The organism is Corynebacterium frankenforstense DSM 45800, from assembly GCF_001941485.1.
GTDB lineage: Bacteria > Actinomycetota > Actinomycetes > Mycobacteriales > Mycobacteriaceae > Corynebacterium > Corynebacterium frankenforstense.
This window is the reverse complement of record NZ_CP009247.1, coordinates 2,019,092-2,032,380: the sequence shown is the minus strand read 5'-3', so window position 1 is coordinate 2,032,380 and position 13,289 is coordinate 2,019,092. Positions and strand designations below refer to the sequence as shown.

General features: G+C 73.2%; 15 protein-coding genes. 14 read left to right on the top strand and 1 reads right to left on the bottom strand.

Going from position 1 to position 13,289, the window contains the following annotated elements:
* Positions 1-53: 53 nt before the first annotated feature.
* From rplU to CFRA_RS08835, 14 genes are all read left to right on the top strand, one after another.
* Positions 54-359 carry a 50S ribosomal protein L21 gene (gene rplU, locus CFRA_RS08900; RefSeq protein WP_075664362.1) on the top strand — a complete coding sequence of 102 codons (306 nt, stop codon included), beginning with the start codon at positions 54-56 and terminating at the stop codon, positions 357-359.
* 45 nt (positions 360-404) lie between these two features.
* The gene (gene rpmA / locus CFRA_RS08895; RefSeq protein WP_075664361.1) at positions 405-704 is read left to right on the top strand and encodes a 50S ribosomal protein L27; all 300 of its coding nucleotides are present in this window, start codon (positions 405-407) and stop codon (positions 702-704) included.
* A gap of 122 nt (positions 705-826) precedes the next feature.
* The gene (gene obgE, locus CFRA_RS08890) at positions 827-2,347 is read left to right on the top strand and encodes a GTPase ObgE (RefSeq protein ID WP_075664360.1); all 1,521 of its coding nucleotides are present in this window, start codon (positions 827-829) and stop codon (positions 2,345-2,347) included.
* A 15-nt stretch (positions 2,348-2,362) separates the two neighbouring features.
* The gene (gene proB, locus CFRA_RS08885; RefSeq protein WP_075664359.1) at positions 2,363-3,487 is read left to right on the top strand and encodes a glutamate 5-kinase; all 1,125 of its coding nucleotides are present in this window, start codon (positions 2,363-2,365) and stop codon (positions 3,485-3,487) included.
* A 14-nt stretch (positions 3,488-3,501) separates the two neighbouring features.
* The gene (locus CFRA_RS08880) at positions 3,502-4,425 is read left to right on the top strand and encodes a D-isomer specific 2-hydroxyacid dehydrogenase family protein (RefSeq protein WP_075664358.1); all 924 of its coding nucleotides are present in this window, start codon (positions 3,502-3,504) and stop codon (positions 4,423-4,425) included.
* Positions 4,426-4,430: 5 nt separating this feature from the next.
* The gene (locus CFRA_RS08875; protein WP_075664357.1) at positions 4,431-5,345 is read left to right on the top strand and encodes a D-isomer specific 2-hydroxyacid dehydrogenase family protein; all 915 of its coding nucleotides are present in this window, start codon (positions 4,431-4,433) and stop codon (positions 5,343-5,345) included.
* Positions 5,346-5,381: 36 nt separating this feature from the next.
* Entirely contained in the window at positions 5,382-6,683 is a 1,302-nt protein-coding gene (locus CFRA_RS08870; RefSeq protein ID WP_075664356.1) for a glutamate-5-semialdehyde dehydrogenase, read from the top strand.
* 4 nt (positions 6,684-6,687) lie between these two features.
* Complete coding sequence (locus tag CFRA_RS08865; protein WP_075664355.1) at positions 6,688-7,506, top strand: alpha/beta hydrolase family protein; 819 nt, start codon at positions 6,688-6,690, stop codon at positions 7,504-7,506.
* A 9-nt stretch (positions 7,507-7,515) separates the two neighbouring features.
* On the top strand, positions 7,516-8,172 hold the full coding sequence (nadD, locus tag CFRA_RS08860) for a nicotinate-nucleotide adenylyltransferase (RefSeq protein WP_075664354.1): 657 nt from the start codon (positions 7,516-7,518) through the stop codon (positions 8,170-8,172).
* Between the two features lie 52 nt (positions 8,173-8,224).
* Positions 8,225-8,689 (top strand): ribosome silencing factor, encoded by a 465-nt coding sequence (gene rsfS, locus CFRA_RS08855; RefSeq protein ID WP_075664353.1) that lies wholly within the window; start codon positions 8,225-8,227, stop codon positions 8,687-8,689.
* A 13-nt stretch (positions 8,690-8,702) separates the two neighbouring features.
* Positions 8,703-9,419, top strand: a complete 717-nt coding sequence (locus CFRA_RS08850; protein WP_075664352.1) for a histidine phosphatase family protein — start codon at positions 8,703-8,705, stop codon at positions 9,417-9,419.
* Positions 9,416-10,225, top strand: coding sequence for a DegV family protein (locus CFRA_RS08845; protein WP_075664351.1), 810 nt, complete (start codon positions 9,416-9,418; stop codon positions 10,223-10,225). Before CFRA_RS08850 ends, CFRA_RS08845 begins: the two co-directional genes overlap by 4 nt.
* Before the next feature lie 81 nt (positions 10,226-10,306).
* Positions 10,307-11,017, top strand: a complete 711-nt coding sequence (locus CFRA_RS08840) for a ComEA family DNA-binding protein (RefSeq protein ID WP_075664350.1) — start codon at positions 10,307-10,309, stop codon at positions 11,015-11,017.
* A complete protein-coding gene (locus CFRA_RS08835; protein ID WP_075664349.1) occupies positions 11,014-12,405 on the top strand; it encodes a ComEC/Rec2 family competence protein in 1,392 nt (463 codons plus the stop codon). The genes CFRA_RS08840 and CFRA_RS08835 overlap by 4 nt, the downstream gene beginning before the upstream one ends.
* Here CFRA_RS08835 and CFRA_RS08830 read toward each other — a convergent pair.
* A complete protein-coding gene (locus CFRA_RS08830) occupies positions 12,368-13,105 on the bottom strand; it encodes a hypothetical protein (protein WP_075664348.1) in 738 nt (245 codons plus the stop codon). The genes CFRA_RS08835 and CFRA_RS08830 overlap by 38 nt on opposite strands.
* Positions 13,106-13,289: the final 184 nt, after the last annotated feature.

Sequence of the window (13,289 nt, the reverse complement as noted above, 5' to 3'; positions counted from 1 at the left end):
CGTCGACGGGATCCTGAACCGAGATTCGAGATTTTTAAAGGGGTAGCCCGCCTATGTACGCGATCGTCAAGACCGGCGGCAAGCAGTACAAGGTCGCTGAAGGTGACCTCGTCAAGGTCGAGAAGATCGAGGGTGAGCCGGGCACGGCCGTGGCTCTCTCCCCGGTTCTGCTCGTCGACGGCGCCGACGTCAAGGCCAAGGCCTCCGAGCTCGAGGGTGTCAGCGTTGACGCCGAGATCGTCGAGCAGACCAAGGGCCCGAAGGTCAAGACCATGAAGTACAAGAACAAGACCGGTTACAAGCGCCGCGTCGGTCACCGTCAGAAGCTGACCGTCCTCAAGATCAACTCCATCAAGTAAGACGCCCAGAGCGCGCAAACTTTCCCGCGAAGGAGGGAATTCCACATGGCACACAAGAAGGGTGCTTCCAGCTCCAGCAACGGCCGTGACTCCAACGCCAAGCGCCTCGGCGTCAAGCGTTTCGGTGGCCAGCTCGTCAACACCGGCGAGATCCTCGTCCGCCAGCGCGGCACCAAGTTCCACCCCGGTGAGAACGTCGGCCGCGGCGGCGACGACACGCTCTTCGCCCTGAAGGCCGGCGAGGTGCGCTTCTCCACCAAGCGCAACCGTCGCGTGGTCAACGTCGACGAGGTGTCCCTCGAGGCCGCCCCGGAGGCCGAGGCCACCGAGGCCGCGACCGCGTAACACCCGGTCCACTTATACCGCAGAGCGCGGGTCCGCCTTCACCGGGCGGGCCCGCGCTCTTCTGTAGGCTCGCGTGCGTCACCTGCAGGCGAGCCGCCCGAGAGAACCAGGAGAGTCCCACCATGGCCCGTTTCGTCGACCGCGTCGTGCTGCACCTGACCGCCGGCGACGGCGGCCACGGGGCGGCGTCGACCCACCGCGAGAAGTTCAAGCCGCTCGGCGGCCCCGACGGCGGCAACGGCGGCCACGGCGGCGACATCCTGCTGGAGGTCTCCGAGCGCGTCCACACGCTGCTCGACTTCCACTTCCGCCCGCACATCAAGGCCGAGCGCGGCGCCAACGGCGCCGGCGACAACCGCAACGGCGCGCGCGGCGAGGACCTCGTCCTCCAGGTGCCCGTCGGCACCGTCGTGACCACCGAGGACGGCGAGCAGCTGGCCGACCTGACCGAGCCCGGCACCCGCTTCATGGCCGCCGAGGGCGGCTACGGCGGCCTGGGCAACGCCGCGCTGGCCTCCGCCAAGCGCAAGGCCCCCGGCTTCGCGCTCAAGGGCGAGCCCGGCGAGCAGCGCGACCTCGTCCTGGAGCTGAAGTCCGTCGCCGACGTCGGCCTGATCGGCTTCCCCTCCTCGGGCAAATCCTCGCTGATCTCCGTGCTCTCCGCGGCGCGGCCCAAGATCGGCGACTACCCCTTCACCACGCTGCAGCCGAACCTCGGCGTGGTCAACGTCGGCCACGACACCTTCACCGTCGCAGACGTGCCCGGCCTGATCCCGGGCGCGAGCGAGGGCAAGGGCCTCGGCCTGGACTTCCTGCGCCACATCGAGCGCACCGCCGTGCTCGTCCACGTCGTCGACACCGCCACCCTCGAGCCCGGCCGCGACCCCGTGAGCGACATCGAGGCCCTCGAGAACGAGCTGGCCAACTACCGCTCGGCGCTGGCCGCCGACTCCGGCCTGGGCGACCTGGCCGACCGCCCGCGCGTGATCGTGCTCAACAAGGCCGACGTCCCCGAGGCCGAGGAGCTCGCTGAGTTCGTCCTGCCGGAGCTCGAAAAGCGCTTCGGCTGGCCCGTCTTCATCATCTCCGCCGTCGCGCACCGGGGCCTGGAGCCGCTGAAGTACAAGCTGCTGGAAATTGTCGACGCCGCCCGCGCCGAGCGCGCCGCGCGCGAGAGCGCGCGCCCGCAGGTGGAGGCGCAGGTGCTGCGCCCGCGCGCCGTCGACAGGAAGGGCCGCGGCGAGTACGAGGTCGTGCCCGACCCGGAGGAGCCGGGCGCCTTCCTCGTGCTCGGCGACCGCCCGGAGCGCTGGATCATGCAGACCGACTTCGAGAACGACGAGGCCGTCGGCTACCTGGCCGACCGCCTGGCGCGCGCCGGCGTCGAGGACGCCCTGCGCGACGCGGGCGCCGTCGAGGGCGCGACGGTGACCATCGGCGGCATCAGCTTCGACTGGGAGCCGCTGACCGGCGCCGGGGTGGACCCGACCGACTCCGCGCGCGGCACCGACGCCCGCCTGAGCCGCACGACGCGCCGCTCGGCCGCCGAGCGCAAGCGCGCCTCCCAGGCTCGCCGCGGCCTGATCGACGAGTACCAGTACGACGAGGACGAGACCGCCGACCGCGAGCGCTGGCAGGGCTGACTAGCATGTTCACCCATGAGTGAAACGTCGGATGTGCGCGCCCGGATCGCTGCCGCGCGCCACGTGGTGGTCAAGTTCGGCTCGTCCTCGCTGACCGGCCCCGACCACCTCGTCGACACCGCCCGCATCGACCACTTCGTCGACGCCCTGCACGGGCGCATGGCCCGCGGCGGTGACGTCACCGTCGTCTCCTCGGGCGCGGTGGCCGCCGGCATGGGGCCGCTGCACCTCCCCGCCCGCCCGACCGACCTGGCCACCAAACAGGCCGTCGCCGCCGTCGGCCAGGTCCACCTGGTCAACGCCTGGTCCGCCAGCTTCGCCCGCTACGGTGTGACCGCCGCGCAGGTGCTGCTCACCTCCGGCGACGCCGGGCGGCGCGACCGCGCCCGCAACGCCCAGCGCACGCTGGGCCGGCTGCGCCGGCTCGGCACGGTGCCCGTCATCAATGAAAATGACACGGTGGCCACCAGCGAGTTCCGCTTCGGCGACAACGACCGGCTGGCCGCGATCGTCGCCAATCTCACCAAGGCCGACGCGCTGATCCTGCTCAGCGACGTCGACGGCCTCTACGACCGCAACCCGGCCGACCCGGGCGCGCGCTTCGTGCCCGAGGTGCGCACCGGCCACGACCTCAACGGCGTCGTGGCCGGCGCCGGGGGAGCGGTGGGCACCGGCGGGATGGCCTCCAAGGTCTCCGCCGCGCGCCTGGCCACCCGCGGCGGCGTGCCGGTGCTGCTGACCTCGGCGGGAAACATCGCGGACGCCCTGGGGGCGGCGGACGTGGGCACCGTCTTCCACCCGCGCCCCGAGCGCGCGCTGTCGGCCTGGAAGTTCTGGGCCCTCTACGCCGCGGACGCCGAGGGCACCCTCGTGCTCGACCGCGGCGCGGTCGACGCCGTGACCGCCGGGGGCACCTCGCTGCTGCCGGTGGGCATCACGGCGGCCGAGGGCGAGTTCTCCCGCGGCGACATCGTCGACATCCTCGGCCCCGACGGGCAGGTCGTCGGCCGCGGCGAGGTCAACTACGACGCCCCCGTGCTGCGCGGCATGCTCGGCCTGCACAGCGGCGAGCTGCCGCCCGCCCGCCGCCGGCCCGTCGTGCACGCCGACTACCTGTCCAACTTCGCCTCCCGGCTCTAGTTAGTCTGGGCGGCATGAAGTTCACCATGCTGCCCGACGCCTGGCCCGAACCCGTCGCCGAACTCGAGGCCGCCGGCCACGGGTACACCCGCGACCTCGACGAGGCCGATTTCCTCGTCTGGTCCGGAGGTGCGGAGGGCTTCCCGCGCCTGCCCGACTCGGTCGGCTTCGTCCAGTACGTCTTCGCCGGGGTCGAGGAGCTCATCGACGCCGGCGTCATCGACGGCTCGGTGCGCTGGGCCAACGCCGGCGGCGTCTACGCCCGCCCCGTCGCCGAGACCGCCCTGGCGCTGCTGCTCTCCCAGCTGCACCAGCACAAGGCCGCGGCGCTGGCCGCCTCCTTCGACGCGCGCCTGGACCTCGACGCCGCCCAGGGCTGGCTCTTCCGCGGGCCCACCGTCGCGCTCGTCGGCGCCGGCGGCATCGCCCGGGCGCTGATCGGGATGCTCGAGCCCTTCGGCTGCCGCGTCATCGCCGTCAACAACTCCGGGCGCGACGTGCCCGGCGCCGACGAGACGCTCGCCGCCGCCGAGGCCTACGCCGACGCGGAGTTCTGGTCGTGTGCCGACGCCGTGGTGCTCTCCGCCCCGCTGACGGAGTCCACCCGCGGCCTCGTCGACGCCTCGGTGCTGCGCCGCATGAAGGACTCCGCCGTGCTGGTCAACGTCGGCCGCGGCCCGCTGGTGGACACCGACGCCCTGGTGGCCGCCCTGCGCGACGGCGAGATCGCCGGCGCCGGCCTCGAGGTCACCGACCCGGAGCCGCTGCCCGACGGCCACCCGCTGTGGCCGCTGCCCAACTGCACCATCTCCCCGCACATCGCCGCCACCGACCGCGTGGCGCGCCACCTGATCGGCCCGCAGATCGTGGCCAACGCCGCCGCCTTCGCGAACGGGGAGACCATGCCGACCGAGGTCGACGTCGAGGCGGGATACTGAGAGCCATGAGATACGTCATGCTGCCCGAGCCCTGGGAGGAGACCGAGGCCGACCTCGCCGCCGCCGGTCACGAGCGCGTCGAGGACCTCGAGAAGGCCGACTTCCTGCTCTACACCGGCTACTGGGACGCCTTCCCGGAGCTGCCCGACAACATCAGGTTCGTCCAGACCGCCTTCGCGGGCCTCGACGCGCTGGTCCGCAACGGCCAGCTCGACCCGAAGGTGCGCTGGGCGAACGCGGCCGGCTGGTACGCCGACAGCGTCGCCGAGTCGACCCTGGGCCTGCTGCTCGGCGTCCTGCACGAGCACAAGCTGGCCACCCGGGCCGGCTCCTTCGACGTCGTGCCGACCATCCAGGCCCGCTCCCGCTACCTCTTCCACGAGATGACCGTGGTCATCCTCGGCGCCGGTGGCATCGGCGAGCGCCTCATCGAGATGCTCGCGCCCTTCCACGTCCACGTCATCGCGGTCAACACCTCCGGGCGCGACGTGCCCGGCGCCCACGAGACGGTGGCGCTCGCCGACGCCGCCGGGGCCTGGGGCCGCGTCGACGTGCTGGTCAACCTGCTGCCGCTGACGGACGCCACCCGCGGCGTCGTCGACGCCGACCTGCTCGCCGCGCTGAAGGCCGGCTGCATCGTGGTCAACACCGGCCGCGGCGGCACCGTCGACACCGACGCGCTGGTCGCGGCCCTCGCCTCCGGCCACCTGGGCGGGGCGGGCCTGGACGTCACCGACCCGGAGCCGCTGCCCGAGGACCACCCGCTGTGGGCGATGGACAACGTGTTGATCACCCCGCACAGCGCGAACACGCTGCCCAACATGCACCGGGTCACCGGCCCGCGCACCCTCGAGAACATCGCCGCCTTCGAGGCCGGCGAGCGCATGCCCACCGAGGTCGACGTCGCCGCCCAGTACTGACCCCCGGGCCCGCCGGGCGCACTACACTCGTGGGCCATGACCGCCGACGAGACCCACGACGAGACCCCCGAGCGCCGCCGCGAACGCGGGGAGGTGCTCGCCGCCGCCCGCGCCGCGCGCGCCGTCGCCCCCGCGATCGCCCGGCTGAGCAGCGACCGGAAGAACGCCGCGCTGCACGCCGCCGCCGACGCGCTCGAGGCGCGCACCGACGAGGTGCTCGCCGCCAACGGCGCCGACGTCGAGGCCGGTCGCGCCGCCGGGATGAGCGGGTCGCTCATCGACCGCCTGAGCCTCGACGCCGCGCGCGTGGCCGGCATGGCCGCCGGCCTGCGCCAGGTCGCCGCGCTGACCGACCCCGTCGGCGAGGTCCTCGGCGGCCACGTGATGGGCAACGGCATCCGCATGCGCCGCGTGCGCGTCCCGCTCGGCGTGATGGGCATGGTCTACGAGGCCCGCCCCAACGTCACCGTCGACGCCTTCGGGCTCGCCCTCAAGGCCGGCAACGTCGCGCTCCTGCGCGGCTCGCGCTCGGCCCGGCGCTCCAACGAGGCCCTGGTCGCGGTGCTGCGCGACGCCCTCGAGGCCTCCGGCCTGCCGCGCGAGGCCGTCCACCTGCTGCCGTGCGAGTCCCACGGTTCCGTGCGCGACCTGATCACCGCCCGCGGGCTCGTCGACGTCGTCATCCCGCGCGGCGGCGCGAAGCTCATCGAGACCGTCGTCCTGGGTGCCACGGTGCCCGCCATCGAGACCGGCACCGGCAACTGCCACGTCTACATCGACGCCTCGGCCGACCTCGAGCAGGCCATCGCGATCGTCCTCAACGGCAAGACGCGCCGGCCGTCGGTGTGCAACGCCACCGAGACCGTCCTGCTCGACTCCGCGCTTGACGACGCCGCGCGGCTCGCCGTGGTGCGCGCCCTCCAGGAGGCGGGGGTCACCGTGCACGGCGACGTCGACGAGCTGGCCGCCTTCGGCGCCCGCGACGTCGTCGCCGCCGACGAGCACGACTGGGGCGAGGAGTACCTGTCGATGGACATCGCTTGCGCCGTCGTCGACGGCGTGGACGGGGCCATCGCGCACATCGCGCGCTGGACCACCGGGCACACCGAGGCCGTCTGCGCCGAGTCGCGCCGGGTCTGCGAGCGCTTCACCGCCGAGGTCGACGCCGCGGCCGTCATGGTCAACGCCTCGACGGCCTTCACCGACGGCGAGCAGTACGACATGGGCGCCGAGATCGGCATCTCCACCCAGAAGCTGCACGCCCGCGGGCCGATGGCCCTGCCGGAGTTGACCAGCACCAAGTGGATCCTCGAGGGGGACGGCCAGACCCGGCCCTGATCTCATGAGCCTCGCCGCCACCGCCAGAAGAGCCGCCCTCGCCGCCGGCGCGCTGGTCCTCGCCGGGACCGTCGCTCCCGTGGCCGACGCCGCCGTGCCCGCCCCGGAGACCTGCCGGGACGTCGCCGTCATCGCCGCCCGAGGCACGGACCAGGACGACCCCGGCTTCGGGGACGAGGGCAAGACTCTGCGCGGGCTCCTCGACCTCGCCGAGGCCCGCCACCCGGGCCTCAACGCGCGCGCCGAGCTCATCGCGCTCGACCGCGAGGTCTACCCGGGCACCCTCGGCCTGCCGCAGCTCGCCGAGGAAGGCGAGCGGCTCAGCCCCGCCGACACGGCACGGCGCGCCCTCGAGGTCATCCCGGAGCTCGGCCAGGTCCACGCCTCCGACCCGCGCGCGACGATCGAGGCGCTGCCCGGCCACCTCGAGCGCCACGAGGCCGAGACCGGCTGCCGGCCCGACTACGTGCTGCTCGGCTACTCGCAGGGCGCGACGGTGCTCACCGGCCTGGAGACCCGGCTGCACGCGCAGGGCCGGCTGCGCGGGGTGATCTACCTCGGCGACCCGCACGCGCCCCACGGCGCGCTGCCCGGCCTGCCGGAGCTCATGGGCATCCCGCGCGTGCCCGCCGGCGAGGTCGAGCGCGTGGAGTACTGCCTGCCCAAGGACTTCAGCTGCGACTTCTCCCCGGAGGCCGCCGCGCTCGCCCTGGGCGACGGCGGCGGCCCGCACGACACCTACTTCACGGGCCGCCCGGAGCACGCCCCGCGCGAGGCCGAGGTCGCCGACGCCCTGGCACGCATGGTGGACGGAGACGTATAGTTCCGTCCCATGACTAGCCCGAACGGCGCACCGCGCCAGCGTGTCGGCATCATGGGCGGCACCTTCGACCCGATCCACCACGGTCACCTCGTCGCCGCCAGCGAGGTCGCCCACCGCTTCGCGCTGGACAAGGTCATCTTCGTGCCCACGGGCAACCCGTGGCAGAAGGCGGACAAGAAGGTCTCTGACGCCGAGGACCGCTACCTGATGACGGTCATCGCCACCGCCTCGAACCCGCGGTTCTCCGTCAGCCGCGTCGACATCGACCGCGGCGGGCCCACCTACACCGTGGACACCCTGACGGACCTGCGCGCGCAGTTCCCGGACGCCGAGCTCTTCTTCATCACCGGCGCCGACGCCATGCGCTCGATCGTCACCTGGCACGACTGGGAGAGCATGCTCGACCTCGCCCACTTCATCGGGGTCACCCGACCCGGCTACGAGCTCGACGAGGCCGTCGTGCCCGAGGTGCACCGCGAGCACGTCTCCCTGGTGGACGTGCCGGCCCTGGCGATCTCCTCGACCGACTGCCGCGAGCGCGCCGCCGCCGGCGCCCCGGTCTGGTACCTGGTGCCGGACGGGGTGGTGCAGTACATCGCCAAGCGCCGGCTCTATTCGACCGCCGGCGAGGACCGTCTGACCAGCCCGCATTCGCGGCGTCAGTGACGACGTGCAAAGATCGGGGTGAACAACCCTATCCCTAGACAAGAGGAACTGAGTGACTGTCTCCGAGGAATCCCGTCGCCTCGCGTCCGTGGCGGCCCTGGCCGCCGACGACAAGCAGGCTGAGAACACCGCCGTCATCGACGTCTCCGACGTCCTGGCAATCAGCGACGCCTTCGTGATCGCCTCCGCCGGCAGCGAGCCGCAGGTGCGCGCGATCGTCGACGCCGTCGAGGACGCGATGTCCGAGGCCGGCGCCGAGCCGCTGCGCCGCGAGGGAAACCGCGAGTATCTCTGGGTCCTCCTCGACTACGGCGGAGTCGTCGTGCACGTCCAGCGCACCGCGGAGCGTGAGTTCTACGGCCTGGACCGCCTGTACCGCGACTGCCCGCTCATCGAGGTCGAGGGCCTCGAGCCGCCCGAGCGCCCCGGCCGCTGGGCCGACGAGGTCGACCCGAAGGACGCCGAGTCCGTCGAGGACCTGCCGCTGGCCGCCGAGGCCCCCGGCGTGGGCTTCTAGCCGGAAGCCTTCCATGGGCAGGCGACTGATCATGGTCCGCCACGGGCAGACCACCTACAACGCGACCCGGCGGATGCAGGGCCACATCGACACCGAGCTCTCCGAGACCGGCCGCGCACAGGCGCGCCGGGCCGCCGGGCTGCTCCGCGGCGCGGGCATCAGGAGGATCCTCTCCTCCGACCTGGAGCGCGCGGCCACCACCGCCGAGGCGATCGGCGAGGTCCTCGGCCTCGAGGTGCGCCGCGACGCCCGCCTGCGCGAGACCCACCTGGGCGAGTGGCAGGGCCGCACCGGCGCCGAGGTCGACGCCGAGCTGCCGGGTGCGCGCGCCCACTGGCGCCACGACGCCTCCTGGGCCCCGCCCGGCGGCGAGTCCCGCCTCGACGTCGCCCGCCGCGCCCGCCCCGTCATCGACGAGGAGATGGCCGCCTGGCCGGAGTGGGAGGACGCCGCGTTGCTCGTCGTCGCCCACGGCGGCGCGATCTCCGCGCTGACCTCCGACCTGCTGGGCTTCGCGGTGGACCAGTACCCGCTGCTCTCGGGCCTGGGCAACGGCTGCTGGGTGCAGCTGACCGCCCGTCCGCGCTACCGCCCGGAGGCGCCCGCCGCCGGCGCCGCCTTCACCCCGGAGACCGTCGGGGACGCCCAGTGGTACCTCGACGGCTGGAACCTGGGCTCCACCGGCGCGGTCGAGGGCAACGCCGACATGGGGGAGGGGAGCGCCCGGTGAGCGTGCGCATCGTCACCGACTCCTCGGCCGGACTGCCCCCGGGCGTGGCCGAGGAGCTCGGCATCACCGTCATCGACCTGCACGTGATGAGCACCGACGAGGGTGCCTCCACGGCCGGGCTGTCCTCGCTGGAGCTGTGCGCGGCCTACGCCCGCCAGCTCGAGCGCGGCGGCGACGACGGCGTGGTGGCCCTGCACCTGTCCAAGGAGCTCAGCTCCACGTGGTCCTCGGCGGTGGCCGCCGCGGCCATCTTCGACGACGCGGTGCGCGTGGTCGACACCGGCGCGGTCGGCATGGCCGTCGGTGCGGCGGCGATGGCCGCCGCCCGCCTGGCCCAGGACGGCGCGGGTCTCGACGAGTGCTACGCGCTGGCCGTCGACATCCTCGAGCGCTCGGCGACGTGGGTCTACCTGCACCGCCTCGACGAGCTGCGCCGCTCGGGCCGCATCTCGACGGCCACGGCGGTGCTCTCCACGGCGCTGGCCAGCAAGCCGATCATGCGCATCGAGGACGGCAAGATCGAGCTGGCCGCCAAGACGCGCACCCAGACCAAGGCCTTCAGCCGGCTCGTCGAGCTCGTCCTCGAGGGCGCCGAGGGCGAGCCCGTCTTCGTCGCCATCCAGGAGAACGAGGCCCGCGAGTCCGGCCGTCGCCTCTCCGAGATGCTCGAGGAGGTCCTCCCCGAGGGCTCCACGGTGATGATGGTCGAGCTCAGCGACGTCCTCGCCGTGCACGCCGGCCCCGGCTCGCTGGGCGTCAGCGTCGTCTACTCCAACCACCTGAGGGATCTCGACCTCGGCCTGTGAGCCTGTGGATGGCCCCGAACCATCCACAACCGCCCTTCTCCCGCACGCCGCGTGACCGTCCGGCCGCCTAGCGTCACGGCCATGAAGTCCGTCGCAGACCTCCTCGGCGAGCTGGCCCGGCCCACCGGCGAGGAAGACCTGATGCGCGTCGCCTACCCGGCGCCGCGCCTGCGCGTCACCGCCCGCCAGGGCGCACTCGTCGCCGCCGTCCTCGCCGTAGCCGTCGTCGTCTGGTTGATCGTCTCCTCCGGCCCCGAGAAAGAGATTTCCGACGCCGCGCCCGCCTCCGGTGTGCCCGTCCCACCCCTCTCCGCCACGGCCGCTCCCGGCGACGCCGGGAGCGAGGGGAGCGGTGACCTGGTGGTCTCCGTCGTCGGCCACGTCGCCCACCCGGGACTCGTCACCCTGCCGCCGGGTTCACGTGCGGCCGACGCCCTCGAGGCCGCCGGCGCGCTCGAGGGGGTCGACCCGCGCGCGGTGAACCTCGCGCAGCGCCTCACCGACGGCGAGCAGCTCGTCGTCCCCGCCCCGGGCGAGCCGGTCCCGGAACCGGCGCCGGCGCCCGCGCCCGCGCCCGGTGGCGGCGGCTCAGGTGGCGGAGGTGCCGTCTCGCTCAACTCCGCCGACGCCGCCGAGCTGACCACCCTCCAGGGCATCGGCGAGGTCACCGCCGCCGCCATCGTCGAGCACCGCGAGTCCATCGGCGGATTCACCTCTATCGACCAGCTCACCGAGGTCCGCGGCATCGGCCCGGCCAAGCTCGAGGCGCTGCGCGACCAGGTCACGCTGTGAGCGAGCTGCGCCTGGCCCCGGCGGCCCTCCTGGCCTGGGCGGTCGCCCTCGTCATCCTCCTGGGCACCTGGTGGCCCGCGCTCCTTGTGACCGCCCTGGCCGCCGGTGCCGCGTGGTACCTGCGCGCGCCGGGGCAGGCGATTCTCATGGCCGCGGCCGGCGCCGCCCAGACCGTGGTCACCGCCGTGAGCGCGGCGCGCGTCGCGGTGCGCCCGTCGGCCGAGATCACCGGCACCCTGGCCGCCCCGGCCCGCCGGCTCGACCCCGGGCTCTGGCTGCTGCGCGTGCAGGTGCCCGACCGCCCCGCCCCGCTGCCGGTCTTCCTGCGCGACGAGGAGCTTCCCCACCTGCCCGCGGGCACCCCGGTCACCGCGGACGTGCGCTGGCGGGCCGACGAGTCGCCCGGCCTGGCCGGCTACACCGGCACCGCAGGCTCCCTCGAGACCGGCGAGCCCACCGGCCACGCCGGCTGGGTCGCCGGGGTCCGCGCGGCGCTGCGACAGGCCGCTGAGGACCACGTGGGGGAGTCCTCGCGCGGGCTGGTGCCCGGCATGGTCCTCGGCGACACCTCGCTGATGGCCCCGGCCGAGGAGCAGGCCTACATCGACACCGGCCTGACGCACCTCACCGCGGTCTCCGGGGCCAACGTCACCGTCGTGACCGCCGCGGCCTTCCTCATCGTGCGGCTGCTCGGTCTGGGCCCGCGCGTGCAGGTCGGCGCCGCCTTCGCCGCGCTCGTCGTCTTCGTCGCCCTCGTCGGCACCGAACCGTCCGTCCTGCGCGCCGCGGTGACCGGCTCGGTGGGCCTGCTCGCCGTGATCGGCTCCGCGCGCCTGGAGCCCGCCCACGGGCTCTGCCTGGCCGTCCTCGTGCTGCTGCTCGTCGACCCCGGGCTGGCCGCGCAGTGGGGCTTCGCGCTCTCGGCGGCCGCCACCGCGGGCATCGTCGCCGTCTTCCCGGCGCTCTACCGGGCGCTGGCGCGCCCCTGGCTCCCCGACGCCCTCGCCCGTGCCGCGTGCGTGGCCCTGGCCGCCGACGTGGTGACCATGCCCCTGATCGCGGGCATGGCCGGCCGGGTCTCGCTGGTCTCCGTGGCCGCCAACGTGCTCGTCGCACCCGCCGTGGCCCCCGTGACCGTCCTCGGGCTTATCGCCGCGGGACTCGCCGTCCTGCCCGGTGGCCTCGAGGCCGTCCCCCTCCTCCTGCTGGAACCGTGCACCTGGTGGATTCACCGCGTCGCCGTCGCACTGGCCGAGCTGCCCCTGGCCACCGTGGCCGCCGGCCCCCTGTGGGTGGTGGTTTGCTACGGGTGGGTCGTCTTCGCGCTCCTGACCCGGCGCCGCCGGGCCGTCAGCGCCGCGAGTCCCAGAAGGACTGCTCGAGCATGAAGTTGTCGAAGTTGCGGGCCCGCTCGGCGGCCCGCTGGTTCCGCATGATCTGCTGCTGCTGGCGCTCGGTCCGCTTCAGCGCCGCCAGCATCTGCTGGGACTGCTCGTCCTGGTGCATCAACCTGATCGCGGCGCCGACGGAGTCGGCACGCATCGACTCGATGTTCCGGATGACGATGGTGAGCATGGAGGCCGCCATGTAGTCGTCCGGGTAGAAGTTCTCGCCGCCGAGTTTCAGGTAGTCCGTGCGGAGCTTGTTCCTGAGCGCCCCCTGGACGCCCGCGACGTGGTGGAGCTCCTCCGTCTTCTTCCGGAACTTTCCCCGGTTGGCGGCGTTGTTCACCCGGGCGAGCACGAGATCGAGGAGGAACACGCCGACGTAGAGGAGTGCGAGCACCAGGACGTAGTCGAACGCCAGATAGGCCAGCCAGCCGAAGGTCATCTCGTCGATGGCGGTCTCGCCGAAGAGCAGTCGGGAGATCACCGCCGAGGGGCTGCGCCAGTTGAACACCGCGGAGCAGATACCCAGCACGAGCGGGATGAGGAGCCAGGCCCTGCGGGACAGCCTCTTACGGATGGGGCGGTACCGCAGCTTCGTCCGTTCCTGCTCGATCTCCGCCATCTTCTGGTCGGTCAGGTCGAGCTGCTGCACGATCTTGAGCAGGTGCCGAAGCGACGACACGACTTGGGCGCGGTTCACGGGCTACTCCAATCACATGGCGGACGGCGGCCTGCACGGTCCGAGGCCGTGCCACGGCGCGGCATGCCCCCGGGGCAGCCTGAGGCGTGTGCAGGGTAACACCGAGATTTGGTTCAAGCAATTAAACGGTGATCCACCCGGAGTCAACGGTCATCCAGCCGGAGTCAACGGTGATCCAGCCGGA

Coding starts and splice junctions, on each gene's coding strand:
- rplU (WP_075664362.1), top strand. CDS start 54: ATGTACGCGATCGTCAAGACCGGCGGCAAGCAGTACAAGGTCGCTGAA.
- rpmA (WP_075664361.1), top strand. CDS start 405: ATGGCACACAAGAAGGGTGCTTCCAGCTCCAGCAACGGCCGTGACTCC.
- obgE (WP_075664360.1), top strand. CDS start 827: ATGGCCCGTTTCGTCGACCGCGTCGTGCTGCACCTGACCGCCGGCGAC.
- proB (WP_075664359.1), top strand. CDS start 2,363: ATGAGTGAAACGTCGGATGTGCGCGCCCGGATCGCTGCCGCGCGCCAC.
- CFRA_RS08880 (WP_075664358.1), top strand. CDS start 3,502: ATGAAGTTCACCATGCTGCCCGACGCCTGGCCCGAACCCGTCGCCGAA.
- CFRA_RS08875 (WP_075664357.1), top strand. CDS start 4,431: ATGAGATACGTCATGCTGCCCGAGCCCTGGGAGGAGACCGAGGCCGAC.
- CFRA_RS08870 (WP_075664356.1), top strand. CDS start 5,382: ATGACCGCCGACGAGACCCACGACGAGACCCCCGAGCGCCGCCGCGAA.
- CFRA_RS08865 (WP_075664355.1), top strand. CDS start 6,688: ATGAGCCTCGCCGCCACCGCCAGAAGAGCCGCCCTCGCCGCCGGCGCG.
- nadD (WP_075664354.1), top strand. CDS start 7,516: ATGACTAGCCCGAACGGCGCACCGCGCCAGCGTGTCGGCATCATGGGC.
- CFRA_RS08850 (WP_075664352.1), top strand. CDS start 8,703: ATGGGCAGGCGACTGATCATGGTCCGCCACGGGCAGACCACCTACAAC.
- CFRA_RS08840 (WP_075664350.1), top strand. CDS start 10,307: ATGAAGTCCGTCGCAGACCTCCTCGGCGAGCTGGCCCGGCCCACCGGC.